The organism is Arthrobacter sp. Ld5, from assembly GCF_051172775.1.
Lineage (GTDB): Bacteria > Actinomycetota > Actinomycetes > Actinomycetales > Micrococcaceae > Arthrobacter_D.
Window position 1 is genome coordinate 138,370 of record NZ_JBPKBO010000002.1, and the last position, 26,412, is coordinate 164,781.

The window sequence follows — 26,412 nt, forward strand, 5'->3', positions numbered from 1 at the left end:
CCATGCGCAAGCCGGCCGCCGTCGTCGTCGCCCTCACCTGCCTCGGCATGCTGGGGGGTGTGGGGTTCGCCGGCGCGTCCGGCGAACCGGACCTGTTCATCAGCATCACCAACGACGACGGCGAGCTGGCGCGTGTCCCGCTCACCGGGACCAGCTTCTCCGTGAGCTACCGCAATTCGCTGTACGGCACGCGGGCCGAGGAACGCTACATCCTCGCGCCCGACGGCACCTTCGTGCTGGATCAGCTCGCCGCCGACCAGCTCGCGGTGCTCGAGGAGTACTACGCAGTTCCCGGCGCCCCGTCCGCTGCCGGAGACGCCGATCGGCGGGAATGGGTCGTCGAACCGGACCCCGCGCGTCCGGCGGTGTTCGAAAAACTCTCGATCGCGGCGACCGATCTCGGACAGCGCACGCTACACGTGCAAGGCGCTCCGCCGCTCGAACTGTGGAGCCTAGTGGAAGACGACAACCCGTTCGTCGAGTTAGATCTCAAGGAGACACCATGACCGAGCGACCAGACGGCAACGGCGCCGTGAAGGCGCATGCCCCGAAGCACAAGGCCCCGACGCCGGATGAGCGGACGGACCTCGCAAAGCCGAAGGAGGGCGAGCCGGTCAGCCCCCTGGAGCGGGAGGAGTACATCGACGAGGAAGCGCTGATCGCCGAGTACGAGGCGGAGAAACCTGCGCGGCGCCTCAGCGGGACCCCTGGCCTGCTGATCAAGATCGGCGGTGCAGGGCTTTCACTCCTGGCCCTCTACTGGGTCTTCAACCCCATGCCCACCCAGTTCTACCTCCCGCTGTTCCTCGGGATCGGCCTGTCCCTGACCTTCCTCGTCTATCGGGGGTGGGGAAGGTCGGAATCCGCGAAAGCGAAGAAGTCGGGGGACAACCCGGGAATCGTCGACTGGGTGCTCGCGCTCGTGGCACTGGTCCCGTTCCTCTACATCATCTCCGACTGGGACGGCTTCTTCCGGCGGGCGATCACGCCCACCTATCTCGACCTGGCCATGGGCGTGATCGCCATCCTCGTGACCCTCGAGGCATCACGCCGGACCGTCGGGATCCTCGTGCCACTGGTGGTCGTGGGCTTCTTCGCCTATGCCTCCTTCGGCTCGTTCGTTCCCGCCCCGTTCAACACCTCGTCCTTCGACTGGGTCCGCCTGGTCGGCCACAACGTCATGGGCACGCAAGGGCTCTTCGGCGTCCCCACCGACGTGGCAGCGACCTACATCATCCTGTTCACCATCTACGGAGCGGTTCTCGGGGCGTCGGGGGCAACCAAGTTCTTCATCGACCTCTCCTTCTCCGCCTTCGGCCAGTCCAAGTCCGGGCCGGGCCGCACCGTGACCCTCGCCGGATTCCTCCTGGGCACGGTCTCGGGCTCGGGTGTGGCAACCACCGTCACCCTGGGCGGTATCTCCTGGCCGCTGCTCCGCAAGGCCGGCTACCCGAAGGAACACGGCGGCGCCATCCTCGCCGCCGCTGGGATCGGCGCCATCATGTCCCCTCCCACCCTCGGAGCGGCCGCCTTCATCATCGCAGCCCTCCTCGGCGTCTCGTACCTCCAGGTGCTGATCTGGGCCACCATCCCCACCGTGCTCTACTACTTCGGCATCATCCTGGCCATCGAGATGGACGCACGCCGCTTCAAGACCAAGGCCGTGGACTTCGACGTCAAGCCGGTGGGCAAGCTGCTGCTGCGTTTCGGCTACCACTTCAGCTCGCTCGTCGCCATCGTCGTGTTCATGGCCATGGGGATGACACCGTTCCGCGCCGTCGTCTACGCCACCATCCTCGCCTTCGCCCTCAGCTTCCTCGACCGGGAGTCATGGATGACCCCCCGGCGCATCTTCGATGCCCTGGCCACCGGCGCGACGGGAGCCCTGTCGGTCATCCCCGTCATGGCCGCGGCAGGCCTGATCGTCGGCGTCATGACCCTCACCGGACTGGGCCTGAAACTCGCCAACATCATCGTGGACTTCGCCGGCGGGAGCCTGCTCCTGACGGCCATCTTCTCGGCGATCTCGGTGATCCTGCTGGGGCTGGCCGTGCCCGTGACCGCGAGCTTCATCATCTCGTGGGTCATCATCGGGCCCGCCCTCCAGGACGTGGGCGTTCCCGCGTACGCCGCGGCGATGTTCATCTTCTACTACTCGGTACTCAGTGAGGTCTCCCCGCCCACCGCCCTCTCCCCGTTCGCGGCCTCCGCGATCACCGGCGGCAAACCGATCCAGACCATGTGGCTCACCTGGCGCTACACCCTCTCCGCGTTCCTCGTCCCGTTCATCTTCGTGCTCTCCGGCCCGGGCGTCGGGCTGCTGCTGCAGGGTGGCATCGGCACCATCGCCCTCGCGTTCGGCGTCTCGCTGCTGGCGGTGGGCGCCCTCGCCGTGGCGACCGGCGCCTGGCTGTTCGGGCCGGCCCGCTGGCCCGAACGCCTCCTGCTGGGGCTGGGCTCGCTGCCGATGCTCGTCATGGAACCGATGTACATCGCCATCGGTGTCGGGATCATCGCCGTCGGCGTCGTCGTGCACCTCCTCGGGCTCAAGCTGCATGGGAAGGACACCCCGACGGATGCCGGCGGGTCCACCTCCGGTGCAACCCTCCCCGGGGGAGCCGGGACAGCAGGGGCCACCGCCGTCGACGGGGCGCCCGCCACCGGAAGCCGGGGCCCTCGCCCTGCCGACTCCGCGTGAGATCCGCACAGGCACCGGGCGCGGGGGGCACGCTCCTGCGGGCCGTCACGGTGACCACCCTCGGGGTCCTGCCGGCCTTCCTGGTCGGCGCCCTGGCCGTGCAGATCCGGGCGGACCTGGACATCGGACCCGCCCGGATCGGGCTGGCAGCAGCCACACTGTTCGCGGTCTCCGGGATCACCGCCCGGCGGCTCGGCCGGCTCGTCCAGCGGATCGGCGCGGCGAAGGGCATGACGGCCTCTGCCGTCCTCGCAGCCATCGCCCTCGGCGGCGTCGGCCTGGCCCCGTCGTACGGGATCCTGATCGCCGCCCTCGTCGTGGGCGGCCTGGCCAACGGCCTCGCCCAGCCGTCGGCGAACCTCGGGATCTCCCGGGCCGTGAGCCCGGGCCGGCTGGGACTGGCGTTCGGCATCAAGCAGTGTTCCATCCCCGCTGCGGGCCTGATCGGCGGCCTGGCCGTCCCGTGGATCGCCCTCGTGCTCGGCTGGCGCTACGCCTTCGCCCTGGGCGTGGTCCTCGCCGTCGGCCTGGCACTCCGGACCGCCTTCCCGGCCGGGGAGGCACCCCGCCCGGAGACGGAATCCGCCGCGCCGGCCGACCGCGGAACCCCCCGGCGCGGCCTGGTGCTGCTGTCCATCGGTGCGGCCCTGGCCGCTGCCGCCGCCACCGCCATGGGAGTCTTCCTCGTGGACTCCGCCGTGGAGTCCGGCGTGTCGCCCAGTGCGGCCGGATACCTCTTCGCCGGCACCGCGCTCCTGGGGCTCCTCATCCGGATAGCACTGGGCGCAGCCATGGACCGCTTCCCGCAGCGCAGCCCCTACATCCTCATAGCCAACCTGCTGACCGCGGGGGTGGTCGGTTACGTCCTGCTGAGCACCGGGTCCTCCCTCGCCTTCCTCGCCGGCGCGGTACTGGCCTACTCCGCGGGCTGGACCTGGCCCGGACTCGTCCACTTCGCGGTGGTACGCGACAACCGGCAGGGGGCCGCCGCGGCCACCGGCGTCCTGCAGACCGGACTCTCGCTCGGCGCCGCCGCCGGACCCCTGCTCTTCGGCCTGCTCGTCACCGCGACCTCCTACCGGACCGCCTGGCTCGCCGCCGCCGTCGTCTCCCTCGCCGCCGCCGTGACCTTCCGCCTCGGCCGACGGACCATCCGCGCCGCGCGGGCGGCATCCGCCGCTGGCCCGGAGGAGCACCCCGCGCCGACGATGTCACCCCGGCAGGTCCGCCCATCTCGTCCCGGAGGAACACCGATGAAAGGAACATCCCGATGACCGACCACCTCTCCCCCGGACTCTGGGGGGTACTGGCGACGCCGTTCAGCGGACCGGACTTCGCCGTCGACACCGCGTCGCTGCGCCGCGAGGTCCAGCTGTACACGGGCCTGCACGCCACCGGGATGGTGGTCCTCGGCGTCTTCGGTGAGGGCGTATCCCTGACCGCTGCCGAGCAGTCCCTCATCGTCGGTACGGTCGCGGAGGAGGCGGGGAGCACCCCGCTCGTCGTCGGCCTGTCCGCCCGCACCACCGCCGTGGCCATCGAGCAGGGGACCACCGCCGTCACGGCCGCCGGCAGCAATCTGGCGGCGCTCATGGTGCAGGCGAACACCGGCGACCCGGACGTGCTGGCCGCCCACCTGCGGGCCGTCCATCGCGCCACGGGGGCGGGCATCGTGCTGCAGGACTACCCGGTGGCCTCGGGCGTGAGGATCAGTGCCGAACAGATCCTGCGCGTCGTGGAGCAGTGTGACTTCGTCGTCGCCGTGAAATCGGAGGCACCCCCCACCGCTGCCGCGATCGCGAAGCTGGCCCGGTCCACGGACGTCCCGGTCTTCGGCGGGCTGGGCGGCGTGGGCCTGCTGGACGAGCTCGCCGCGGGCGCGGCCGGCGCCATGACCGGGTTCTCCCACCCCGAAGGCCTGCAGATCGCGCTGACGGCCTTCGCCGACGGCGGGTTCTCCGCGGCCCGTGATGCCTTCGCCCCCTGGCTTCCCCTGGCGAACTTCGAGGGCCAGCCCGGGGTGGGCCTCGCCCTGCGCAAGGAGATCCTGCGCCGCCGCGGGATCATCGCCGACGCGTCCGTCCGGCCGCCCTCACCCTCGTTGCCGCGGGAACTCGCGGACCTGATCGACGCACACCTCGACGCCGTACGAATGGAGATCGCCTGATGGACACCGGACTGACAGGGAAGAACGTGCTGGTGCCCGGAGCGAGCTCCGGGATCGGCCTGGCGATCGCGCAGGCGCTCGGCGCCGAGGGGGCGAACGTGGTGCTCGCCGCCCGCCGCGAGGACGTGGTGCAGGCCGAGGCGGCCCGCCTGCCCTCCGCCGTCGGGATCGCCCTGGACCTGAACGACGAAGGCGCGCCGGCCGCCCTGGTGGAGGCCGCGGAGCAGGCCTTCGGGCCGATCGACGTCCTGGTCCTCAACAGCGGCGGGCCCGCTCCCGGCGGAGCGGCCGACATCACCGATGAGCAGGCGCTCGCCGCCGTGAACCAGCTGCTCCTCCAGCACCTGCGGCTCACCTCCCTCGTGCTCCCCGGCATGCGCCGGCGCGGCTGGGGGCGGATCGTGGCCGTCGGCTCCAGCGGCGTGCAGCAGCCGCTGCCCAACCTCGCGCTGTCGAACCTCGGCCGTGCCGGGCTCGCGGGATACCTCAAGACCCTGGCGTCCGAGGTCGCCGCCGACGGCGTGACCGTCAACATGGTGCTCCCCGGCCGCATCGACACCGAGCGTGTCGCGTCCCTCGACTCGGCAGCGGCGAAGCGGACCGGCGCCACGCCCGCCGAGGCGCGTGCCGCGTCCGAGGCCGGGATCCCGGCGCGCCGGTACGGCACCCCGGCCGAGTTCGCGGCCGTCGTCACCTTCCTGGCCAGTGCGCCGGCGTCGTACGTCACCGGAGAACAGATCCGGTGCGACGGCGGCATGGTGCGCTCCTACTAGACCCCGTCCCCGACTCGAAAGGGCAGCGTCATGGCTCCCAGCATTCTGCACCTCTGTTCGATCGCCGCACCGGCCGGCGGACCGGGAACCGCCGGCACCGAGACGGCGGCCGTCGTCCACCCCCGACGCGGTCTCGCACGCGTGCACGATCTCCTGCCCGGCTTCACCGGTGACATCCTCGACGTCCTCACGGGGGACCACCTGGGCGCACTCGATGCTGCGGCGGAGACCGCCGAGGACGCCGTCTTCAGCAGCCCCGACGACGCCGTCTACGGTGCCCCCTACCGCCACCCCCGCATGCTCTGGGGTATCGGGCTGAACTACGTGGAGCACGCGTCCGACCTCTCCGAGGGTGTACCCGAGGAACCGGCGTCGTTCATCAAGGGCGACCACACCGTCATCGGACCGGGCGAGGCCATCCCCATCCCGGAGCAGAGCGAGCGCACCACCACGGAGGCCGAGGTGGCCGCCGTCATCGGCAGGTACTGCCGCAACGTGGAGCCGGAGGACGCACTGGACTACCTGGCCGGCGTCGTGCCCGTGCTGGACCAGACGGCCGAGGACATCCTGCAGCGTAATCCGCGGTTCCTCACCCGCTCCAAGAACTTCCCCGGCTTCTTCTCCTTCGGCCCCCGGATCGTGCCGCTCGCGGAAGCCGTGGGTCACGGGACCCTCGCCGACATGGAGGTCGCCACCGTGGTCAACGGCGAGGTGAGGCGCAGCAACACGGTGTCCCACATGCGCTACGACCCGGCATACCTGATCAGTTTCCACAGCAAGGTGATGCCGCTGTATCCGGGGGACATCATCTCCACCGGAACGCCCGGCGCCATCCACGTCACCCCCGGTGACACGGCCGAGTGCCGCGTTGCCGGCGTCGGCGTGCTCAGCAACCCCGTCACTGCGTCCGGCCAGGACCGCAGGCAGACTCTCCTGGAGGAGGAATCACAGTGAGCACGACTACGGACAGGCCACCGGCCGGGACCACACCGGGAGGACACCCGGCGCCCGGGCCGCTGGAGGGACTGAAGGTCGCGGACTTCTCGCGGGTGCTCGCCGGCCCGTTCGCGTCCATGATGCTGGCCGATTTCGGGGCGGACGTCCTGAAGGTGGAGAGCCCGGCCGGGGACGACACGCGGTCCTGGGTCCCGCCGGTCGACGAGCACGGGGTGGGCACCTATTTCTCCAGCGTGAACCGGAACAAGCGCTCGGTGGTCTGCGACCTCCGCAACCCCGAGGGACTGGCGAGGGCCCTCGCCATTGCGCTGGAAGCCGACATCGTCATCGAGAACTTCCGCCCCGGGGTCATGCAGCGTTTCGGGCTGGACTACGAATCCCTCGCCGCGCAGCGACCGGACCTGGTGTACTGCTCCATCACCGGCTTCGGCAGCACGGGAGGCGCGCATCTTCCCGGCTACGACCTCCTCGTCCAGGCGGTGGGAGGGCTGATGAGCGTCACCGGTTCGCAGGACTCCGAGCCGAGCAAGGTGGGAGTGGCGCTGGTGGACGTGGTCACCGGCCAGAATGCCGTGGTCGGGATCCTCGCCGCACTGCGCTCGAGGGATGCCACCGGGAAGGGCCAGCGCGTGGAGGTCAACCTGCTCTCGTCCCTGCTCTCCGGGTTGGTCAACCAGGCCTCGAGCACGCTGGCGACCGGCGAGGCACCCCAGCGGATGGGCAACGCCCACCCCAGCATCGCCCCCTACGAGACCCTGCTGACGGCCGACGGCCCGGTGGCGATCGCCGTCGGGACCGACAAGCAGTTCGAGTCCCTGGTCCGCGTCCTCGGCGTCCCGGAACTCGCCGCCGACCCCCGCTTCCGGGACAACTCACAACGTGTGGCCCACCGCGACGCCCTGAAGGTCCTGCTCGAGCGGCAGCTCGGCACCAGGAGCGCCGTCGAATGGGCTCACCTCCTCAGTGCCGCGGGCGTGCCCGCCGGGAAGGTCAACTCCATTGCCGAGGCACTCGACCTCGCCGAGGAACTGGGGCTCGCCCCGGTCGTCGAGATCACCGACACCGCCACGGGGCGCACCAGTCAACAGGTGGCCAACCCGATCCGCCTCTCCGGGACACCCGCGAGCTACACGCGGGTCCCCCCGCTCCTCGGGGAACACGACGGAGCATCCTTCACATCCACCCTCCAGCCCGCAGCCACCGGAAAGTAGACCCATGACCGAACGATCAGACCTCCTCGACATCGATGCCCTCCTCACCGAGGACGAGCGTGCCCTGCGCGACCGCGTCCGCGGTTTCGTGGACACCGCCATCAAGCCGAACATCGCCGACTGGTACGACCGCGGGGAGTTCCCCCTGGAGATCGTGCCGCGCATGGCGGAACTCGGACTCCTCGGCATGCACATCAAGGGCTACGGCTGCCCCGGCCGGAGTTCCGTCGAATACGGGCTCGCTGCCATGGAGCTCGAGGCCGGCGACTCGGGGCTGCGCACCTTCGTCAGCGTCCAGGGTTCCCTGGCGATGAGCGCCATCGCCAAGCACGGCTCGGAGGAGCAGAAGAACGAGTGGCTGCCGAAGATGGCCGCCGGCTCGGCGATCGGCTGCTTCGGCCTCACCGAACCCACCGGAGGGTCCGATCCCGCCAGCATGCTCACCGTCGCCAAACGGGACGGCGACGACTGGATCCTCAACGGCAGCAAGCGGTGGATCGGGCTCGCCTCGGTGGCGCAGGTGGCCGTCATCTGGGCGATGACCGACGACGGCGTCCGCGGCTTCGTGGTGCCGACCGACAGCCCCGGCTTCAAGGCCACCCCGATCGTCCAGAAGCTCTCCATGCGGGCGTCGATCCAGTGCGACGTCGAACTCACCGACATCCGGCTGCCCGGCACCGCGCTGCTCCCGAAGGCGAAGGGACTCCGCGGCCCGTTCGAGTGCCTCAACGAGGCCCGGTACGGCATCATCTGGGGCGCCATGGGGGCCGCCCGGGACAGCTACTACGCCGCCCTCGACTACGCGCAGGAACGCCTGCAGTTCGGCCGGCCGCTGGCCGGCTACCAGATCACCCAGCTGAAGCTCGTCAACATGGCGCTCGAGATCAACAAGGGGATCCTGCTGGCCCTGCAGACGGGACGCCTCAAGGATGCGGGCACCCTGCAGCCGTACCAGATCTCCGTGGGCAAGCTCAACAACTGCCGCGAGGCCATCGAGATCTGCCGGGAGGCCCGCGCGATGCTCGGGGGGAACGGTGTCACACTGGACTACTCGCCGCTGCGCCACGCCAATAACCTGGAGAGCGTGCGCACCTACGAAGGGACCGACGAGGTGCACACGCTGATCCTCGGCAACCACATCACCGGCATCCCCGCGTTCCGGTAGCCCCGTGACGGAACCTGCTGCCGCCGTCGGCATCCGGCGTGGTCTCACCAGCTACGGCGACGAGGGGTTCTCCCTCTTCCTCCGGAAGGCGTTCATCAAGGGCGCCGGGTACTCGGACGACGCGCTGGACAAGCCGGTCATCGGCATCATCAACACGGGCAGTGGCTTCAATCCGTGCCACGGCAACATGCCCGCCCTGCTCGACGCCGTCCGGCGGGGGGTGCTGATGGCCGGCGGTCTGCCCATCGACTTCCCGACCATCTCGCTGCACGAGAGCTTCTCGCAGCCGACCAGCATGTTCCTGCGCAACCTCATGTCCATGGACACGGAGGAGATGATCCGCGCGCAGCCCATGGACGCCGTCGTGCTCATCGGTGGCTGCGACAAGACCGTCCCCGCGCAGCTGATGGGCGCGGCGTCGGCCGGCGTCCCGGCGATCACCCTGGTCACCGGGTCCATGCTGACCGGTGGGCACCGCGGGCAGCGCGTGGGGGCGTGTACGGACTGCCGGGCCTTCTGGGGGAAGTTCCGCAGCGGCGAGGTCGACCGGCAGGAGATCGACGACGTCAATTCGCGGCTCGTGGGCAGCGTGGGAACGTGCTCCGTCATGGGCACCGCCAGCTCCATGGCCTGCCTCGCCGAGGCCATGGGCATCGCCCTCCCCGGCAGCGCGAGCCCTCCCGCCGTGACGGCCGACCGCGTGCGGATCGCCGAACGGACCGGGACCCAGGCGGTGGCCCTTGCCGCACGCGGCACGGAGATGGGCACCGTGCTCACGCGGCAGGCCTTCGAGAACGGGCTCCGGGTCCTGCTGGCGATCGGCGGCTCCACCAACGCGATCATCCACCTGACCGCCGTCGCGGGACGGCTCGGGATCCGCCTCGACCTCGAGGACCTGGACCGGATGAGCGCCGAGACACCCGTGCTGGTAGACCTGAAGCCGTCGGGCGCCTACTACATGGAGGACTTCCATCGCGCCGGCGGTGTCCCCGCCGTCCTGCGCGAGCTCGGGGACCTCATCCACCGGGACGCGCCGACCGTCACGGGCCGGACCGTGGGCGAGGAACTGGACGCGGCGGGGCCCGGCTTCCCCTCCGACATCGTGCGGCCGCTCACCGACCCCGTGTACCCCCAGGGCAGCCTCGCCGTCCTGCGCGGCAACCTCGCGCCGGGCGGCGCGATCATCAAGCAGGCGGCGGTGTCGGCCCACCTGCTGGAGCACACGGGCCGCGCGGTGGTCTTCGAGGACGCGGCGGACCTCGCGGCGCGGATCGACGACGACGCCCTCGAGGTCACCGCCGGGGACGTCCTCGTCCTGCGGAACATCGGCCCCGTGGGAGCGCCCGGCATGCCGGAGGCCGGGTACCTCCCCATCCCGAGGAAGCTCGCGGCGCAGGGGGTGAAGGACATGGTGCGCATCTCGGACGGCCGCATGTCGGGCACGGCGGCCGGCGCCGTCGTCCTCCACGTCACGCCCGAGTCCGCGGTCGGCGGCCCGCTGCGGCTGGTGCGGACCGGCGACGCCATCACCCTCAGCGTCAGCCGACGGACGATCCACCTCGACGTCCCCCCGGAGGAGCTGGTGCGACGCGAGGACGAGCTCGGCCCTCCCCCTCCCCCGGTGGCCGCCCGCGGGTACCGGAGACTGTACGTGTCGGAGGTGACCCAGGCCGACGAGGGGTGCGACTTCCGGTTCCTGCAGAGCACGGACCTCCCGGGCCGGGACGGTCCACGCAACCCGGCCTAGGAGTCCGGCCGCTGCGCCGCCGGGTCGAGCAGCTGCGCCAGGTGGATGCCGCGACGGTCGCTGAGGTCCTCGATCTGGGTCCGGCAGGAGTACCCGTCCGCGAGCACCACGGCGTCCTCCGTCGTCGACCGGATGGCCGGCAGGAGCTGCTGTTCGGCGATCTGGACGGAGATCTCGTAGTGTCCCCGTTCCACGCCGAAGTTGCCGGCGAGCCCGCAGCATCCGCCGAGCTTCCGGACGGTGGCGCCGGCCCGCTCCAGCAGGGCCGCGTCAGGACTCCAGCCCATGATGGCGTGGTGGTGGCAGTGCGGCTGCGCCACCACCTCGGTCCCCTCCAGACGGGGCGGCTCGTAGCCGGGCACCGTCCCGAGGAACTCCGCGAGGGTCTGGGTGGACCGTGCCACGGCACGGGCCGCCTCGGTGCCCAGCAGCTCCATGGCATCGGATCTCAGGACACCGGTGCAGGACGGTTCGAGGCCGACGATCGGGATGCCCTCGGCGACGGAGTGGTGCAGCGCCTCCACGGTCGAGTGCAGGATCCTGCGTGCGGAGTCGAGCTGACCCGTGGAGATCCAGGTCAGCCCGCAGCACAGCGGCTTCTCGGGAAGACGCACCTCGTAGCCCGCTGCTTCGAGGACACGCACCGCAGCCTGCCCCACCTCGGGGGAGAAGTTGTCGGTGAACGAATCGGCCCACAGCACCACGGGCCGGCCGGTGGGCGCCCCGGACGGACGGCGGCTCCGGAACCAGGCGTGGAAGGTCTGGGGTGCGAACGCCGGGATGGTCCGGCGCTGGTCCACGCCGGCCAGGCGCAGACCGGTCTGGCGGATGCCGGGTAGCCGCATGAGGAAGTTCAGGGTCCGCGGGGCCCGCGCCGCGAGTCCTGCCCAGCGCGGCATCCAGCCCAGGGAGTAGTGCGACGCCGGACGGAGCCTGCCCTTGTAGCTCTGGTGGAGCACCTCGGCCTTGTACGCGGCCATGTCGGTCCCCGTGGGGCAGTCCGAGGAGCAGCCCTTGCAGGAGAGGCACAGGTCGAGTGCGTCATGGACCTCGGCCGCGCGCCAGTTGGGCGTGCCCGCCCCGGTGGGGCTCCCGGTGACGCTCCCGTTGATCATCTCCTGGAGCGCCCTGGCACGGCCGCGGGTCGAGTCCTTCTCCTCGCGGGTCGCGATGTAGGAGGGGCACATCACGGCGCTGTTGTCCGCGTGCGCCGCACGGCACAGGCCCACTCCGGTGCAGCGGTGCACCGCCTGGCTGAAGTCGCCCGCATCGTGCTGGTACCCGAACCCGAGACCGGTCCGCAGCGGTCCGGCCTCGGCCACGCGCACGTTCGCGTCCAGCGGTTCGGGGTCCACGAGGATGCCGGGGTTCAGGATGTCGTCCGGGTCGAGGATCCCCTTCACCTTGCCGAACAGGGCGATGGCCGCGGGCGAGTACATGTACGGGAGGAGTTCGCTGCGGGCCCGGCCGTCCCCGTGTTCGCCGGAGAGAGACCCGCCGTAGCGGGCGACCAGCTGTGCCGCGTCGGTCAGGAACGCGCGGAACGCCGCCGCGCCGTCGTCGCGCTGGAACGGGAAGTCGAGCCGGATGTGGACGCAGCCGTCCCCGAAGTGCCCGAAGGGGAATCCGGTGAGGGAGTGCGCCAGGAGGAGCTCGTCGAACTCGCGGAGGTAGTCCCCGAGGCTCTCGGGCGGCACCGCGGAGTCCTCCCAGCCGGCGTGCGCGGGGGCGCCGGCCGGTGACCGCCCGGCGAGCCCTCCCCCGTCCTCGCGGATGCGCCAGAGGGCGGCGGCCTGCCGTGCGTCGGTGATGATCCTCGAGTGCCGCGCGGCGTCGATCCCGGCGACGAGCCCGGCGCGGTGGGCCACCTCGAGCGGGTCGTCGCCGGACACCTCGACGAACAGCCAGGCCGCACCTCCCGGCAGTTCGGGGACGGCCTGCGGGCCCTTGCGGGTGCGCACCACCTGGACGATGCGCGAATCGAGTCCCTCACAGGCGGTGGGCGCGAACGGCAGCACCGCGGGGAGGGCGTCGCCCGCGGCCCCGATGTCGGGGAACCCCAGCACGACCATGGTCTTGTGCGGTGCGTCGGCCACGAGGCGCACGCCCGCCTCGAGGACGACGGCGAGGGTCCCCTCGCTGCCGACGAGCGCCCGCCGCAGGTCGAACCCGCGCTCCGGGAGCAGGTGCTCCAGTGAATAGCCCGACACCTGGCGCCCGAACCGGCCCAGTTCGGTGCGGATGGTGCCCAGCTCCGCGCCGACGAGGGAGCGCAGCGCGTCCGTCTCCGACGACGACGGGGTGCCGTCGGGGCCCAGGTGAAGCCGCGTGCCGGACCCGGTGACGACGTCGAGGTGCGTCACGTTGTCGGCGGTGCGTCCGTAGGCGAGCGCGCGGGACCCGCAGGCGTTGTTGCCGATCATCCCGCCCACGGTGCAGCGTGTGTGGGTGGAGGGGTCGGGTCCGAATCGCAGGCCCTGGGCCAGCGCCACCTTCTGGAGCGTCGCGTGGACCGCTCCGGGCTCGACGACGGCGGTGCGCGCCTCGGCGTCGAACGCGAGGACGCGGTTCAGGTGCCGGCTGAAATCGACGACGACGCCGCGGCCGATCGCGTTGCCGGCCAGGGAGGTCCCGGCGCCGCGGGACGTGAAGGGAACCCCGCGTTCCCGGCACACCTCGAGCGTGGTCAGCACCTCGTCGAGATGCCGCGGGAAGACGACGGCTGACGGCTGCACCCGGTACAGCGAGGCGTCGCTCGAGTAGACCGCCCGCGAGGTCGCGTCGTCCCGCGCATCCTTCACGCCACGTGCGCGGAGCTCGGAGGCGAGGGACCGGGGTGCCGAAAGCATCATTGCCATAAGTAACATGTTAATCACTTGTCGTGCGCCACTCGCCCGTGGCTCCGGCCACCGATTCCGCAAGGAGCTCCATGACCTACGTCGTCCCGGTTCCCACGCTCCCCAGCCTCCCGGTCAGTGGCGGCGACGCCCTCTTCCCCGTGCGGCGCGTGTTCTGCGTGGGACGCAACTACGCCGACCACGCGCGCGAGATGGGCGCCGATCCGGTCAGGGAGCCCCCGTTCTTCTTCCTGAAACCCGCCGACGCCGTCTTCGCGCCGCAGCAGCCGTCGGGTCCTGGTGGTGCCGGGCCCGCCGTCCCCTACCCGCCGCAGACGGCCGATCTCCACCACGAGGTGGAACTCGTGGTCGCGCTGGGGCAGGCCGGCTCCGACCTCGACCCGGCGGACGCCCTCGACGCCGTCTGGGGCTACGGCGTCGGCGTGGACCTGACGCGCCGCGATCTGCAGGCCGAGGCGAAGACCCTCCGCCGTCCGTGGGATCTCGCGAAGGGCTTCGACTTCTCCGGGCCGTGTTCGCCGCTGCGGCCGGCCGGCGAGGTGGGCCACCCCGACCGGGGCCGGATCTGGCTCGGCGTGGACGGCGCGATCCGGCAGGAGGGGGACCTCGGCGACCAGATCTGGACGGTGCCCGAGATCATCGCGCACCTCTCCCGGTCCGTCACGCTGCGTCCGGGTGACCTCGTCTTCACCGGCACCCCGGCGGGCGTCGGGGCGGTGACCCGCGGGAGCACGGTGACGGCGGGGATCGACGGCGTCGCCGACCTGTCCTTCACCGTCGAGTGAGCCCGACACCGCAGCGTCCGGCCGGCCGGCAGCCCCTCGCCGACCAGGTCCACGACGAGCTCCTCGGGCAGCTTCTCGACGGCCGGCGGACACCGGACGAGGTGCTGAACCTCGTGCACCTCGCGCGGGAGTTCGAGGTCAGCCAGACCCCGATCCGGGAGGCTCTCGCGAGGCTCGAACATACGGGGCTGGTGCTTCGGGAGGCCCACAAGGGGTACCGGGTGGCGCCGCTGTTCAGCATGGACGCGCTCCGGAAGATCATGGACGCCCGCCTGGTCCTCGAGCCGGCCCTCGCCCATGAGGCGGCCCTGCGGGTGACACCGGAGTTCCTCGAGCACCTGGCCGACACCATCGGCCACCTCGAGATCGGCGCGCACGTCCCCGGTCAGCCCCCGGTCACGAGCTTCCTGCAGGCCGACGAGCAGTTCCACGCGGCCATCGCACGGCAGGCCGACAACTCGTTCCTCGAGGACGCCTGGAAGTCCTTCGGCGGTCAGGCGCAGCGGTTCCGGTTGTACGCCAGGACCAGCTCGACGGCGCCGGCCACCACCGCGGCCGAGCACCGTGCGATCCTCGACGCCTTCGCCAGGCGCGATGCGGACGGCGCCTCCTCGGCCATCCGGACGCACATCGAGAACGCGAAGGGCCGCGCCCTTCGGGACCGCCAGGTCGTGGCCTCGGACGAGTGAGGACGGGACCCGCAGCGGGCTCCGGCCGCGGGCCGGCGCGTCAGCCGAGCGGTGTGAGGATCATGTCGGTCCCGGCCCTGTCGCAGATCCCGCGAAGATGCTCGAGGAGGCTCTCCGGGATCGGGATGCCGTTCCGGCCGCGGTCCGCGCGGGCCACCGCTTCGGGGCTGCCGGGAAGGACGACGTCGGGCTCGTCCCGGACCAGGAGGCCGAGGAGGTCGTCGACGTAGCGTGCGGTCGCGCCGCTCTCCCCCGCCCCCGTCGGATCGATCACCAGGACGAAGTGGCCGAGGTTGTCGCTGTCGGCGTCGTCCAGGGGAAGCGCGGCTCCCGAGAACGCCGCGCTGAGCACCTGGACCATCAGGCCGAGCCCGAAGCCCTTGTGCCCGCCGGTCTCGGGGCCGGCCCCTCCGAGCGGTCCGAGCGTTCCCTCGCGCGTCGTCAGCAGCGAGTACGCGAGCGCGGCGTCCGTCACGGGACGGCCCTGCCGGTCGAAGACCCAGCCGGACGGGAGGTCCTGTCCTTTCAGGGCGTAGGCCTTCACCTTGTTCATCGCGACGACGCTCGTGGACATGTCGACCACGAGCTCGCCTCCGCCCGCGCGGGGAGCGGCGAACGCGATCGGGTTCGTCCCGAGGATCGGCGTCGTGCCTCCCGACGCTGCCACGACCGGTGTCCGCGTCGTCGTCGTCATGAGGGCGACCAGGCCGCGCTGGGCGGCCTTCCGCACGTAGTGGCCGAGCGCACCCAGGTGGTGTGAGTTGCCCACCGCCACCGCCCCGATCCCGCAGACGGAGGCCTTGTGGATCGCGAGCTCCACCGCGTGGAGGCCGGCAGGATGTCCGAGGCCGGCTCCACCGTCGACGACGGCGAAGGCCGGAGCGTCGCGCACCACCTCGGGCACGGCGTCGAGCTTCAGGCGGTTCCCGGCCCGGAGCTCCTCGTACAGCATGAGCATCGAGACGCCGTGGGAATCGATGCCGGAGAGGTCGGTCTCCACCATCACGGTCGCCGTCGCGTCCGCGGGCTCGCCCGGCATGCCCCAGGCCCGCAGGACGGCGACGATCTGCTCGTGCAGCTGGGAGGCGTCGAAGCGGCGCACGGCGTCCGGACTCACCGCGTGCCCGCCTCCAACTCGTCGGCGATGCGCCGGCCGATCTCCAGTGCGGCGGTCGCCGCCGGGGACGGCGCGTTGAGCACGTGGATCTGGCGGGGCGCCCTGTCGAAGGAGAAGTCGTCGACGAGGTCTCCGTTCCTGCGCATCGCCTGCGCACGGACCCCGGCGTGGGTCGGGACGAGGCTGTCGTCGCCGAGGTCGGGGACGAGCTCACGAAGACTGGCCAGGAACCTCTTCCGGGACAGGGACCGGGCGACCTCGGACATGCCGACCTTCCAGTACCGGGCGCCCAGCTTCCACAGCCCCGGCCAGGCCGCGCTCTCGAGGACGTCCCGGGGATTGACCGTGAGCCAGGTGTAGCCTTCACGGGCCAGGGCGAACACGGCATTCGGCCCGGCGTGCACCCCGCCGCCGATCATCCTCGTCAGATGGACGCCGAGGAACGGCAGGCTCGGGTCCGGCACCGGATAGATCAGCCCCCGGACCAGGTGGGACTGGTCCGGCGTGAGCTCGAAGTACTCGCCCCGGAACGGAATGATCCGCACATCGGGGGTGAGGCCGGCCAGACGCGCGATGCGGTCGCTGTGCAGTCCTGCGCAGTTGATCAGCTCGTCGGCGGAGATCTCTCCGGTGGTGGTCGACACGGTCACGGACCCGGAGTCGGCGGAGATTCCCACGACCTCGGCGCCGAGCCGGATCTCGCCGCCCGCCTCGAGGATGAGCCGCCCGAGCACGTCGCAGATTCCCCGGTAGTCGACGATGCCCGTCGATTCCACGCGGAGGGCCGCCACGCACGCGACGTGGGATTCGTAGTCGCGGGCCTCCTCGGGGGAGATGATGCGGCAGGGCACTCCATTTGCCACGCCGCGGCGGTGGAGCTCCTCGAGCGCGGGACGCTGGTCCTGCCGGGTGGCGACCACGAGCTTCCCGCAGATGTCCACGGCTACGTCGTGGTCCTTCGCGAAGCGGTGCATCGACTGGGCTCCCGCAGTCCCGAGGGTGGCCTTGAGACTCCCCGGCGCGTAGTACAGCCCGGAGTGGATGACACCCGAGTTGTTCCCGGTCTGGTGGTCCGCCAGCCGGGGCTCCTTGTCGACGACGGTCACGCGGTGACCGCGCAGCCCCAGTTCATACGCGGTGGCGAGCCCGACGATCCCGGCACCCACAACTACTACGGAGCTCTTCATACCCGTGTCCTCACTGACATCGTCGTCGCTGATGATTATCACCTTCGGCCAACTCTATATCTCTATGAGCAACAATATAGAGTTGGCACACGGGCAAGGCCGCCCGCGTCAGGAACCCCGCCTCGCAGGACCCAGCGAAGGACGTACTCGTGTCGACTCCCCCGCACCGCCCGGATGTCCACCTGATGAGCTCCCTCGTCGTCCGCAAGGCCCTGGACCGCACCGTCCTCCCGGCCTTCCGGCGGACGTCCGGCCTCCCGGTCCGCACGGAGTACCTCCCGACCAGCCTCCTCGTCGAGGAGCTCGACGCCGGTGCGGCGCCGGACGTCCTGATCGCCACCCGGGAGGCGCTGGAGAGGCTCGACGCCGCGGGCCTCCTCTCCGGTGGACGAGTGGTGCCCCTCGTGAGATCCGCGATCGGGGTCGGCGTGGCCCCCGGCGGTCGGCCTCCTGCGATAGCGACCGAGCGCGACCTCGCCGACGCGCTGCTCGGTGCGCGGTCGGTCGCGTTCTCTCGCGCCGGACAGAGCGGGATTTTCTTCCGGGACCTGCTCGCCCGGCTCGGCATCGCGGAGCCGGTGCTCGCGCGCGCGACGGCCCTGGACTCCGGCTTCACGGGCGTTGCGCTGATGGACGGTCGAGCCGATCTCGCCGTGCAGCAGGTCAGCGAACTGCTGTTCGTGGAGGGTATCGACACGGTGATCCCGCTGCCGGAGGACTGTCAGCAGCACAGCGAATTCTCTGTTGCCCTCGGCCCCGGCGCGGCAGGCTCGGCCGCCGCGCAACGCCTCGTCGACCACCTCACGGACGGGCCGGCACGAGAGGCCTATGCGGCGACCGGCCTGCTGAACCTCTAAGCCTGAGGGGCGTGGTGTGCGGCGACGGGGTCAGCCGCGGCCTGCCGGACGCGGTCCCACATCGACGACGTGGGCCCCTGCGGGAGGCACGGGATACCCGGCCGCAAGCTGCCGCTTGATCTGCTCGAGCTCGTCCTGAAGTGAGTCGACAGTGGCACGGTACTTCCGGAAGTCAGCCTTCCGGCGCTGGGCCTTGAAGAAGCTGACGACACCGGCGAGGACGACCAGCGGAACCGCCACCAGCAGGGCCCACCCCGACAGTGCGAGGAAGTCCAGCGCCACGGGGAGGGCCTCCTGGAAGGCCCGGAAGTCGTTGACCCCGCCCACGACGCCTTCCAGGGCGGAATCCAGCGGCTCCAGGAACTCCCCGACCATGGGCGTCTCGGAGAGCGACGGCGCGCTCAGCGTCTCCTGCCCCTCCGGGGACCACCGCGCATCGCTGAAGGTGTTCAGGACGTAGACCGCGGCGGCCGCGTTGAGGGCAGCGAAGAGCAGCACGGCGCCCAGCGCGATCCAGTGGACAGCGCGCTGGAGCAGGAAACCAGCCACCAGCGCGATGACGGCGGGGACGATCCACGTGCCGAGGTGAAGAGCGTCCACGCTCATGCCGCCCAGTAGATCCACGGAATGCCCCCAGAGAGATGAGATCGATGCGCGCCCGAACTCCGCGGCACGCCGTCGTAAGGCTATCTCTCCCCCGTCGCAGTCAGCGACACCGTGGATCGGCAGTCACGACACAGAACAGCGGGGCCCGCACCGAAGATGCGAGCCCCGCCATCGTGCGTTGAGAGGACTAGAACACGCGGATCGGGATCTCCGCCGGGTCCATGAGCAGGCCCTCGATCTCGTCGTCGAGCTTCACCAGCGTGATGGAGGCGCCGGCCATGTCCAGGGACGTGCAGTACTCCCCCACATAGCTGCGGCCCACGCTGATGCCCTGCTCCGCGAGGCGCTTGTGCGCCTGCCCGTACAGCAGGTACAGCTCGCTGATCGGGGTGCCGCCGAGGCCGTTGATCATGAGCGCCACGCGGTCGCCCTCCTTGAACGGCAGGTCCTTCACGATGGGGACGAGCATCTCCTCGACGATCTCGTTCGCCGGCATCATCTTCGCCCGACGGCGGCCCGGCTCGCCGTGGATACCGACGCCCATCTCGATCTCGTCCTCGCCCAGCTCGAACAGCGGGCTGCCCTTTGCCGGCGGCGTGCACGCGGTGAGCGCGACGCCCATCGTCCTCGTCACCGAGTTCACCTTCTCGCCGATCCGGATGACCTCGTTCAGGTCCGCGCCCCGCTCGGCGGCGGCCGCGACGGCCTTGATGACGAAGAAGTTGCCCGCCACCCCGCGGCGCCCGATCGTGTAGGTGGAGTCCTCCACGGAGACGTCGTCGTTGATGAACAGCGTCTTCACCTCGATGCCGTCCGCGGAGGACATCTCCTGAGCCATCTCGAAGACCATCTTGTCGCCCGTGTAGTTGTTCACCAGCAGCAGCACGCCCTTGGGCGACGCCATGAGCTTGGTGGTCTCGTACACGTAATCGAACGGCGGGGCCGCGAAGACGTCGCCCGGACACGCGGCGTCGAGCATGCCCTTGCCCACGATCATCACGTGCGCCGGCTCGTGCCCTGAGCCGGAGCCCTGCACGATCGACACCTTGCTCTCGTCCGGGCCGTCGGCGCGCATGATCAGGTTGTACTCGGGCACGTACTTCAGGGTGTCCGGGTTGGCGAGCGCCAGGCCCTCGAGCATCTCGGGGACGAACTGCTGCGGATCATTGACGAACTTCTTCATGGGGGCTCCACATCGTTGTGAGTTGGGACGGGTAGACGGAAGAGTCAGGGCCAGTCGGCCACGATCCGCTCGATGATGACGGCCACGGCCACCGCCCCGGCGTCGGGCGAGCCGATGCTGCGCTCCCCGCTGTAGCTGGCACGACCGCGCTTGGCCTCCATGGTCGACGTCGCATCCGCGCACTCGCGGACCTTCGCGGCGAACGCGGTGCGGCACTCCTCGGGCGAGGCGCCCGCGGCGAGCCGTCGTTCCAGTTCGTCGGTGCCGGGAATGAGGGCGTCGAGCAGGGTCTTGTCGCCGAGGTCCGAGTTGCCGCGCGCCTTGATGCCGTCGGTGGCGCCGCGGAGCATGGCGACGACGGCGGCTCCGTCGATCGTGTCGGCGCCCTTCGCGGCGGCGGACGCCCGGAGGAACGCCGTCCCCCACAGGGGCCCGGAGGTCCCGCCGATGCGGCTGGAGATGGCGAGGGCGATCTGCTGCAGGAACGTGGCGGCGTCGTCCCGCTTGAGGGAGTCCCAGTCGGCGAGGACCTTCTCGAAGCCGCGGGCGAGGGAGTAGCCGAGGTCGCCGTCGCCCACCACGGCGTCGAGGTCGCCGAATTCCTTCTCCTTCTCGACGGCGGTCTGCGCCAGGGAGTGGACGACGTACTCGACGTCGGCGAGGGCGGTGGTGCTCATGGTGTCTCCGTTCCGGTGGACGAGGTGGCAAGCAGCGCCTGCAGGGTGGCGAGGTCGACGACGCCGCGGACGCCGGCACCGTGCGGGTCGGCGAGGACCTCGACAGGGTCGCCGTCGGGGTCGCCGAGGGAGCTGACGACGAGCGCCGCGCCCGTGAAGTCCTCCTCGCGGGTGAACCCGCTGACGGTGACCACGGTCCGGAGTCCGGCGGCGAAGGCGGCGCGGAGTCCGTTGCCGCTGTCCTCGACGACGATCGCGTCGTCGGCCGACACCCCGAGCTCCCGCAACGCCAGGAGGTAGATGTCCGGCGCCGGTTTCTTGGCGGGCACGACGTCGCCGGCGAACACGGCGAAGTGCGCGGCGAGGTCCTGCCCGACGGCGTGGGTCAGGACGGCGCGGACCGCGGGTTCCGCGGAGGTGGAGGCGACGGCGAGCGTCCACCCGGCGTCGTGCGCCTCCTGCACGATGCGGGCGATGCCCGGCCGGGCGGGCATGACGCCGCTTTCGACGAGCCCCTTGTAGATCTCGGTCTTCCGCTTGTGCCAGGCGAGGATCGCGGCGTCTGTGCCGGCGTCGTCGTGCAGGCCGAGCGACGAGGCGACCGACGGCGTGAGGATGCTGCGCATGCGCTCCTTACCGCCGCCGATCTTCACCTTCTCGGCGTACTCGTCGACGCTCCACTGCACGGGCACGCCGAACTCGGCGAAGGTCTGGTTGAACGCGGGCAGGTGGCCGTACTGCTCGGTGTCGGCGAGGACGCCGTCGCAGTCGAAGATGAGGGCGGGCATGCTCAGCGGCCACCCTTGCCGGCGCTGCCGAACTGCGTGCAGAGATCCGTGGTGAGGGTTACGACGTCGGCCCGCGTGTGCTTGAACAGCGACGGCGGATCCCACTTGTTGTTCTGCTCGGCCTGCTTGAGGAACGCCAGGCTGGACTGCATGTACGTCTCCTTGAGCGCCGTGGAGATGTTGACCTTCGCGCAGCCGCGGGCGATGAGGTCGGCGAACTGCTCGGCGCTCAGCCCGCTGCCGCCGTGCAGGGCGATCGGCACATTGCGGGCCTCGACGAGCCGGGTGACGCGGTCCGCGTCGAGCACCGGGGCGGCCTTGTAGCTGCCGTGGGCGTTGCCGATGGAGGGGGCGAAGACGTCGATCCCGGTGGCGTCGATGAACGCGAGCGCCACGTCGAGGCTCTGCTGCTTGGAGACCTCGTCGGAGCCGTGGTCGTCCTCGACGCCGGTGATGGCCTCGATCTCGCCCTCCACCTGCGCGCCGTAGCTGCGGGCCTCCCTGACCACCTCGATGGTCTGTCGCTGGTTCTCCTCTACCGGGAGGTTGGAGGCGTCGAACAGCACGGAGTTCCAGCCGGCCTTGAGGCATTCGGTGACGACGTCGCGGTCCGGGCAGTGGTCCAGGTGCAGGGTGACGGGCACCTCGATGCCGCGCGTCATGGACTGCCACAAGTCGAAGAGCACGCGGGAGCCGATGCTGCGCACGGTCTTCACCGAGGTCTGCAGGATCACCGGGGAGTTGGCCTCCACCGCGCCGGCGAGTACGCCCTCCATGGTGAGGTCGTTGAAGATGTTGATGGCGGGCACGCCGTAGCGTGCCTGGAATGCCGGGTCGACGATGTCTTTCAGGGGTACAACGGCCACAATGATTCCTCCTGGTCAGGCTGTCCTTCACGCTAGGGGCGCCCTCCCGCGTTGGGTATGGGGGTTCTCCCTCCCCCGGCCTGGGGGAAATCACCACCTCGCCAGCAGCGGACGCCGGTGGTTGAGTGGGCCGCGGCCGCCCGGCCACCCACTTCGACGACGAAGGACACCCATGACACCCGGATCAGTACTCGAGACCATCACGTCCGCAGAAGCCCGCATCGTCATCGACGCCGCGGCAGCGAAGGCCACCGAGATCGGCCAGCCCATGGACATCGCGGTGGTCGACGCCGGCGGGAATCTGAAGGCGCACATGCGCATGGACGGCGCGAACATCGGCAGCATCAGCATTGCGACCAACAAGGCCTACACGGCCATCGCCTTCCAGTGCGAGACCGGCGATCTGCAGGAGGTCACCCGGCCGCACGGCCCCATCCACGGGCTGAGCGACGCCCACGGTGGACGCCTCGTGGTGTTCCCCGGTGGCATCCCGCTGGTGCGCGACGGCAGCATCGTCGGCGCGATCGGCGTCTCCACGGGAACCATCGAGCAGGACCAGGAAGTCGCCTCCGCCGGTGCCGCCGCCTACCTGGAGTTCGCGATTGCCTGACCCTGGTGCGGGTCAGCGCGCTAGGACCGGTCATCCTCACGTGACGTGCCGGACTCGGCGATGCGCTTGATGGCGGCGAGCGTCTTCGGGATGCCGTCGAGCGCCTGCCGGGTCCGATCGATGATCTGCGCGGGCGCATCCTCCCCGAACTTCTCCTCGAACAGGGCGATGCCGCCCGGTAGGAAATCCCAGGACTCGCTGAGAACCGTCCCGTCCTCCGCCGGGCTCAGCGTGTAGCCCCAGCGGACCCGGTCGCCGCCGACGACCCAGGCGAATTCGCGGCCGCGCTCGGCGGCCACGACCTGCGACCTGGTCTCCCAGGTGCGGTGCGGAAGCTCGTTGCGCCCGGTGAACCAGGCACCGATCTGGCCCGCAGCGGCGTCGTCCTCCCACCAGCACCGTGTACAGACCGGGCTCCACTCACCGGTGCGGGTGATGTCGGAGACCAGGTCGTAGATGCTCTCCGCCGATGCCTGAATCGTGACGGACTCCTGGTGGTGGCGGATCTCTGTCTGGCTCATGGGCCCATTCTCACAGAGCCGTTCTCCTGAGCGGTCCCGCATCACCGCGGAACCGGGCTGCGTCCGCCGCCTCCAGTTCGACAACGCACCCGAGGCAGTACAAGAGCATGGCACTTCGGTCGTGACTACCCTTGGCCCGCTAGGACGGTCAACGTCGACCACGCTCGCCCTGACCGACGAGCTTCACGTGCAGAAGGTGAACCCGCGGGCTATAAACCTTGGTGGCGGGAACGTCGAGATCGGCACATCGACCGGGTCCATGGTCTTCAACGTCATGGCAGCCTTCGCCCAAATGAAACTGGAGATCAAGTGAGAACGTATCAATGACTCCAACACCAAGAGACGGAACTAAGGAATTGATCTCGACGGACAACGCCCGTTCTTTTCCGACAGCCAGATCGCCAATGTCCGCTGACTCCCCAACTAAGGGCAACCCGCGTCCCACGTCGCCCGTGACCTCGGCAGATCATGGGCCACCCTCTACTGGCGCGTAGCCAGCCTGGACGCTCAATAATGGATCTCAATTCAGCAGCCCGATTGAACCGCTCAGCTCGAATCTAGACGTAGCCTGAATACTTCAGCCGTCATGACCGAGGAAAATCCATGTACCGCATCAACGCTTTGGCCGCACTCGCCCTAGCCACCACTCTTTCGCTTGTGGGGTGTTCGTCGGATCCGACAAGCGATGATGCGCCGACCACCGTCAGCAGCACGGTGCCTTCGGCTACGGCAGAAAACGCCCCGGAGACATACGAGCTCGGCCAAAGCTTTACTGCGACAACCTCCTACGGAGCAACGCTCACCGTCGAGATCCCCGCAGCCGGACCACCCGAGATAGAGCAACTACGGACCGACCTGAAGATTGACCCCGTCAGCTACGCCAAAGTCGGCATCGACAACAGGCAAGGCACAGAAGATGTGTCCGTCTACCTCGTCACGGTCTACGACAAAGACGGCACTGCCTACGAGTTCCAAGACCTATCCGTCTACCACGTCGCCGATTGGGGCCCGAACTACACGGACGCCCTCGGCGGTGTCGAAGGTCAGTACGGATACACCTTGGCCGACGGCACAATACTCGAAGAAGACGTCGGGGACGACCTCAGCGGGAAGTCCACCGACCTCCACAACCAGTACCTCAACGGCACGAACGCCTCGAAGCTCGAGGTCTCGACTGGATGGCTTGCTTCCACCACGACCGAACTACCTGAACGAATCACTGGCATCACCATCCAGCCCAACGGCCTCAGCGAGGAAGTAGCCATGGAACCAGGCGGAACGATGCCCTCAGTGAAAGCCCCTCCGGTCCCAACCGCCAGTCCCCCAGCCCCACCTGCCCTACCCACCAGTTCCCCAAGCCAACCGACTCCAACCGAAAAGTCTGCTACTGATACAAGTTCGGCGGAGAAATTCACCTACGAGGAAGCACTGGCAGCTCTCAACAACGGCATGCCGTACTACGAAGCTTTCTGCCTGCGCTATGAGCCGTCAACGGACGCAGGCAGGTCCCAGTGCGAAGGCATCGAAGCTGGCACAGTTGACCCCATCACCGGTGAATACCTGGGAGGGTGAGTCCTCCGTACGGCACTCGTACCAACACTATCGGCAATAACAACTGGTGATGGGGTGCCTGTTGCTACAGAACCGAAACCCTTAGCCATGCGCCGTACTTAGTTAATCCAGCTAGGATTCAGCTAGTTCCGGAGACCGAGGAGTAAGTCATGTCGAATCCACTCGACCTCAGTAGTGCCCAATATCCAGAAGTAGACAGTCCTCTTGTGTTAGAGCCACCGAAGCCAGTGGTGGAGGTAGCTATCCATGAACCGGAGAAGGTCGGCGGCATGGTTCTGGTAGATGCAGACGCTCAACGCAAACACGCCGAGACCGCGAAGAACTTCCTTGATGACTTGTTGGCGACTCCATTGCAGAGCCCGGAATTCCAGACGAAAATGGCGCAGCTGACTCGTTTGGGTGAAGGCACGATGCAGCAGGCTGGTACCGCTTCCAACCGCATGCTGAACAGGCCAGCAGCCGCCCTCGCCGCCACGGGAGCTGACCCTGCCTCGCGCACAGGAAATACCCTGGTAGAACTGCGCCAGATCGTCACCGCGCTGGACCCAAAACGGCACGACCTGGCCGGCACAAAACGCATCTTTAGGTTCCTGCCTGGAGGCAACGCGATCGAGCGGTACTTCATGAAGTACGAGTCAGCGCAAGCGCAGCTTGATGCCATCACCAAAGCGCTCAAGGGCGGGCAGGACGAGCTGCGACAGGACAACGCGGCAATCCAGACCGAGCGGGACGCTCTCTGGGTAGCCATGGGGCAACTGGCGAATTACGCGGTACTCGCCAACCATCTGGGAAACGGGCTCGAGGAACGAGTCGTGGGACTGCGCAACCAGGGGAAAACGGACGACGCGACCGCCCTCGAAGCGGATGCTCTTTTCTACGTCCGCCAGCGCCACCAGGATCTGATGACCCAGATGGCCGTATCCATACAGGGCTATCTCGCTCTTGACGTGGTAAAGAAGAACAACACGGAGCTCATCAAAGGCGTAGACCGGGCATTGGGCACTACCTTGGCCGCACTGCGGGTTGCTGTCATCGTTGCGCAGGCGCTGGCACAGCAGAAGATCGTGCTGGCACAGATCGATGCCCTGAACTCGACGACCGCGGACATGATCGTCTCGACCTCGGAGCTGCTGCGCACTCAAGGTACCGCGATACACCAGAACGCAGCGAAAGCGACCATCGACCCCGCCAAACTGCAACAGGCCTTCGACAACGTGTTTCAGGCCATGGACGAGGTCGACCGGTACAAGGCTGAAGCAGCGCAGTCGATGAAGCAGACCGTGCAGGTCCTCCAGGGCCAGGTCGACCGGGCCCGACTGCAACTGGAACGCAGCCACGCTTCCGATGCCGTCGCAACCTTCCCCCCGAGAGGCTAGCA

The 26,412-nt window shown here is 69.4% G+C and carries 25 protein-coding genes; 16 read left to right on the plus strand and 9 right to left on the minus strand.

Annotation, left to right across the window (positions count from 1 at the left end; translation table 11 throughout):
• The first annotated feature begins 2 nt into the window (after positions 1-2).
• From ACSGDB_RS01045 to ACSGDB_RS01085, 9 genes are read left to right on the plus strand one after another with little or no spacing between them, the layout of a single operon-like run.
• Positions 3-506, plus strand: coding sequence for a hypothetical protein (locus ACSGDB_RS01045; RefSeq protein WP_434992106.1), 504 nt, complete (start codon positions 3-5; stop codon positions 504-506).
• Positions 503-2,698: a TRAP transporter permease gene (locus ACSGDB_RS01050; protein WP_434992107.1), complete on the plus strand. Its 2,196-nt coding sequence runs from the start codon at positions 503-505 to the stop codon at positions 2,696-2,698. The genes ACSGDB_RS01045 and ACSGDB_RS01050 overlap by 4 nt, the downstream gene beginning before the upstream one ends.
• Positions 2,695-3,972, plus strand: a complete 1,278-nt coding sequence (locus tag ACSGDB_RS01055; RefSeq protein ID WP_434992108.1) for an MFS transporter — start codon at positions 2,695-2,697, stop codon at positions 3,970-3,972. The genes ACSGDB_RS01050 and ACSGDB_RS01055 overlap by 4 nt, the downstream gene beginning before the upstream one ends.
• Entirely contained in the window at positions 3,969-4,865 is an 897-nt protein-coding gene (locus ACSGDB_RS01060; protein WP_434992109.1) for a dihydrodipicolinate synthase family protein, read from the plus strand. Before ACSGDB_RS01055 ends, ACSGDB_RS01060 begins: the two co-directional genes overlap by 4 nt.
• Positions 4,865-5,638: an SDR family oxidoreductase gene (locus ACSGDB_RS01065; protein ID WP_434992112.1), complete on the plus strand. Its 774-nt coding sequence runs from the start codon at positions 4,865-4,867 to the stop codon at positions 5,636-5,638. The genes ACSGDB_RS01060 and ACSGDB_RS01065 overlap by 1 nt, the downstream gene beginning before the upstream one ends.
• A 30-nt stretch (positions 5,639-5,668) precedes the next feature.
• Positions 5,669-6,592 (plus strand): fumarylacetoacetate hydrolase family protein, encoded by a 924-nt coding sequence (locus ACSGDB_RS01070; RefSeq protein ID WP_434992115.1) that lies wholly within the window; start codon positions 5,669-5,671, stop codon positions 6,590-6,592.
• The gene (locus tag ACSGDB_RS01075; RefSeq protein ID WP_434992117.1) at positions 6,589-7,806 is read left to right on the plus strand and encodes a CaiB/BaiF CoA transferase family protein; all 1,218 of its coding nucleotides are present in this window, start codon (positions 6,589-6,591) and stop codon (positions 7,804-7,806) included. The genes ACSGDB_RS01070 and ACSGDB_RS01075 overlap by 4 nt, the downstream gene beginning before the upstream one ends.
• A gap of 4 nt (positions 7,807-7,810) precedes the next feature.
• Positions 7,811-8,971, plus strand: coding sequence for an acyl-CoA dehydrogenase family protein (locus ACSGDB_RS01080; RefSeq protein ID WP_434992118.1), 1,161 nt, complete (start codon positions 7,811-7,813; stop codon positions 8,969-8,971).
• Between the two features lie 4 nt (positions 8,972-8,975).
• Complete coding sequence (locus tag ACSGDB_RS01085) at positions 8,976-10,718, plus strand: IlvD/Edd family dehydratase (RefSeq protein WP_434992119.1); 1,743 nt, start codon at positions 8,976-8,978, stop codon at positions 10,716-10,718.
• Here ACSGDB_RS01085 and ACSGDB_RS01090 read toward each other — a convergent pair.
• Positions 10,715-13,576, minus strand: coding sequence for an FAD-binding and (Fe-S)-binding domain-containing protein (locus ACSGDB_RS01090; RefSeq protein ID WP_434992120.1), 2,862 nt, complete (start codon positions 13,574-13,576; stop codon positions 10,715-10,717). The two genes, ACSGDB_RS01085 and ACSGDB_RS01090, sit on opposite strands and share 4 nt — an antisense overlap.
• A 71-nt stretch (positions 13,577-13,647) precedes the next feature.
• Here ACSGDB_RS01090 and ACSGDB_RS01095 point away from each other — a divergent pair, with 71 nt between their 5' ends.
• Both ACSGDB_RS01095 and ACSGDB_RS01100 read left to right on the plus strand, forming a co-directional pair.
• Positions 13,648-14,361 carry a fumarylacetoacetate hydrolase family protein gene (locus ACSGDB_RS01095; protein WP_434992123.1) on the plus strand — a complete coding sequence of 238 codons (714 nt, stop codon included), beginning with the start codon at positions 13,648-13,650 and terminating at the stop codon, positions 14,359-14,361.
• On the plus strand, positions 14,358-15,050 hold the full coding sequence (locus ACSGDB_RS01100) for a GntR family transcriptional regulator (protein ID WP_434992124.1): 693 nt from the start codon (positions 14,358-14,360) through the stop codon (positions 15,048-15,050). The genes ACSGDB_RS01095 and ACSGDB_RS01100 overlap by 4 nt, the downstream gene beginning before the upstream one ends.
• Positions 15,051-15,090: 40 nt before the next feature.
• On the opposite strand, the gene ACSGDB_RS01105 is transcribed toward ACSGDB_RS01100, so the two are convergent.
• Complete coding sequence (locus ACSGDB_RS01105; protein ID WP_434992125.1) at positions 15,091-16,167, minus strand: Ldh family oxidoreductase; 1,077 nt, start codon at positions 16,165-16,167, stop codon at positions 15,091-15,093.
• Positions 16,164-17,354: an L-2-hydroxyglutarate oxidase gene (gene lhgO, locus ACSGDB_RS01110; protein WP_434992127.1), complete on the minus strand. Its 1,191-nt coding sequence runs from the start codon at positions 17,352-17,354 to the stop codon at positions 16,164-16,166. The genes ACSGDB_RS01105 and lhgO overlap by 4 nt, the downstream gene beginning before the upstream one ends.
• Before the next feature lie 149 nt (positions 17,355-17,503).
• On the opposite strand from lhgO, the gene ACSGDB_RS01115 reads away from it, so the two are divergent.
• The gene (locus ACSGDB_RS01115; protein ID WP_434992129.1) at positions 17,504-18,211 is read left to right on the plus strand and encodes a substrate-binding domain-containing protein; all 708 of its coding nucleotides are present in this window, start codon (positions 17,504-17,506) and stop codon (positions 18,209-18,211) included.
• A 30-nt stretch (positions 18,212-18,241) separates the two neighbouring features.
• On the opposite strand, the gene ACSGDB_RS01120 is transcribed toward ACSGDB_RS01115, so the two are convergent.
• From ACSGDB_RS01120 to ACSGDB_RS01140, 5 genes are all read right to left on the minus strand, one after another.
• On the minus strand, positions 18,242-18,817 hold the full coding sequence (locus ACSGDB_RS01120; RefSeq protein WP_434992130.1) for a hypothetical protein: 576 nt from the start codon (positions 18,815-18,817) through the stop codon (positions 18,242-18,244).
• A 187-nt stretch (positions 18,818-19,004) separates the two neighbouring features.
• Positions 19,005-20,000: a dihydroxyacetone kinase subunit DhaK gene (gene dhaK, locus ACSGDB_RS01125; protein ID WP_434992131.1), complete on the minus strand. Its 996-nt coding sequence runs from the start codon at positions 19,998-20,000 to the stop codon at positions 19,005-19,007.
• A gap of 44 nt (positions 20,001-20,044) precedes the next feature.
• Positions 20,045-20,677, minus strand: coding sequence for a dihydroxyacetone kinase subunit DhaL (gene dhaL, locus ACSGDB_RS01130; RefSeq protein WP_434992134.1), 633 nt, complete (start codon positions 20,675-20,677; stop codon positions 20,045-20,047).
• Entirely contained in the window at positions 20,674-21,465 is a 792-nt protein-coding gene (locus ACSGDB_RS01135; protein ID WP_434992137.1) for an HAD-IA family hydrolase, read from the minus strand. The genes dhaL and ACSGDB_RS01135 overlap by 4 nt, the downstream gene beginning before the upstream one ends.
• Positions 21,466-21,467: 2 nt before the next feature.
• Positions 21,468-22,331: a class II fructose-bisphosphate aldolase gene (locus ACSGDB_RS01140; protein ID WP_434992139.1), complete on the minus strand. Its 864-nt coding sequence runs from the start codon at positions 22,329-22,331 to the stop codon at positions 21,468-21,470.
• 172 nt (positions 22,332-22,503) lie between these two features.
• Here ACSGDB_RS01140 and ACSGDB_RS01145 point away from each other — a divergent pair, with 172 nt between their 5' ends.
• Positions 22,504-22,941 carry a GlcG/HbpS family heme-binding protein gene (locus ACSGDB_RS01145; RefSeq protein ID WP_434992141.1) on the plus strand — a complete coding sequence of 146 codons (438 nt, stop codon included), beginning with the start codon at positions 22,504-22,506 and terminating at the stop codon, positions 22,939-22,941.
• Between the two features lie 20 nt (positions 22,942-22,961).
• Here ACSGDB_RS01145 and ACSGDB_RS01150 read toward each other — a convergent pair whose 3' ends face one another.
• A complete protein-coding gene (locus ACSGDB_RS01150) occupies positions 22,962-23,462 on the minus strand; it encodes an SRPBCC family protein (protein ID WP_434992142.1) in 501 nt (166 codons plus the stop codon).
• On the opposite strand from ACSGDB_RS01150, the gene ACSGDB_RS01155 reads away from it, so the two are divergent.
• From ACSGDB_RS01155 to ACSGDB_RS01165, 3 genes are all read left to right on the plus strand, one after another.
• On the plus strand, positions 23,461-23,775 hold the full coding sequence (locus tag ACSGDB_RS01155) for a recombinase family protein (protein ID WP_434992143.1): 315 nt from the start codon (positions 23,461-23,463) through the stop codon (positions 23,773-23,775). The two genes, ACSGDB_RS01150 and ACSGDB_RS01155, sit on opposite strands and share 2 nt — an antisense overlap.
• Before the next feature lie 290 nt (positions 23,776-24,065).
• Positions 24,066-25,034 (plus strand): hypothetical protein, encoded by a 969-nt coding sequence (locus ACSGDB_RS01160; RefSeq protein WP_434992144.1) that lies wholly within the window; start codon positions 24,066-24,068, stop codon positions 25,032-25,034.
• Positions 25,035-25,183: 149 nt separating this feature from the next.
• Complete coding sequence (locus ACSGDB_RS01165; protein WP_434992145.1) at positions 25,184-26,410, plus strand: toxic anion resistance protein; 1,227 nt, start codon at positions 25,184-25,186, stop codon at positions 26,408-26,410.
• Positions 26,411-26,412 lie beyond the last annotated feature (2 nt).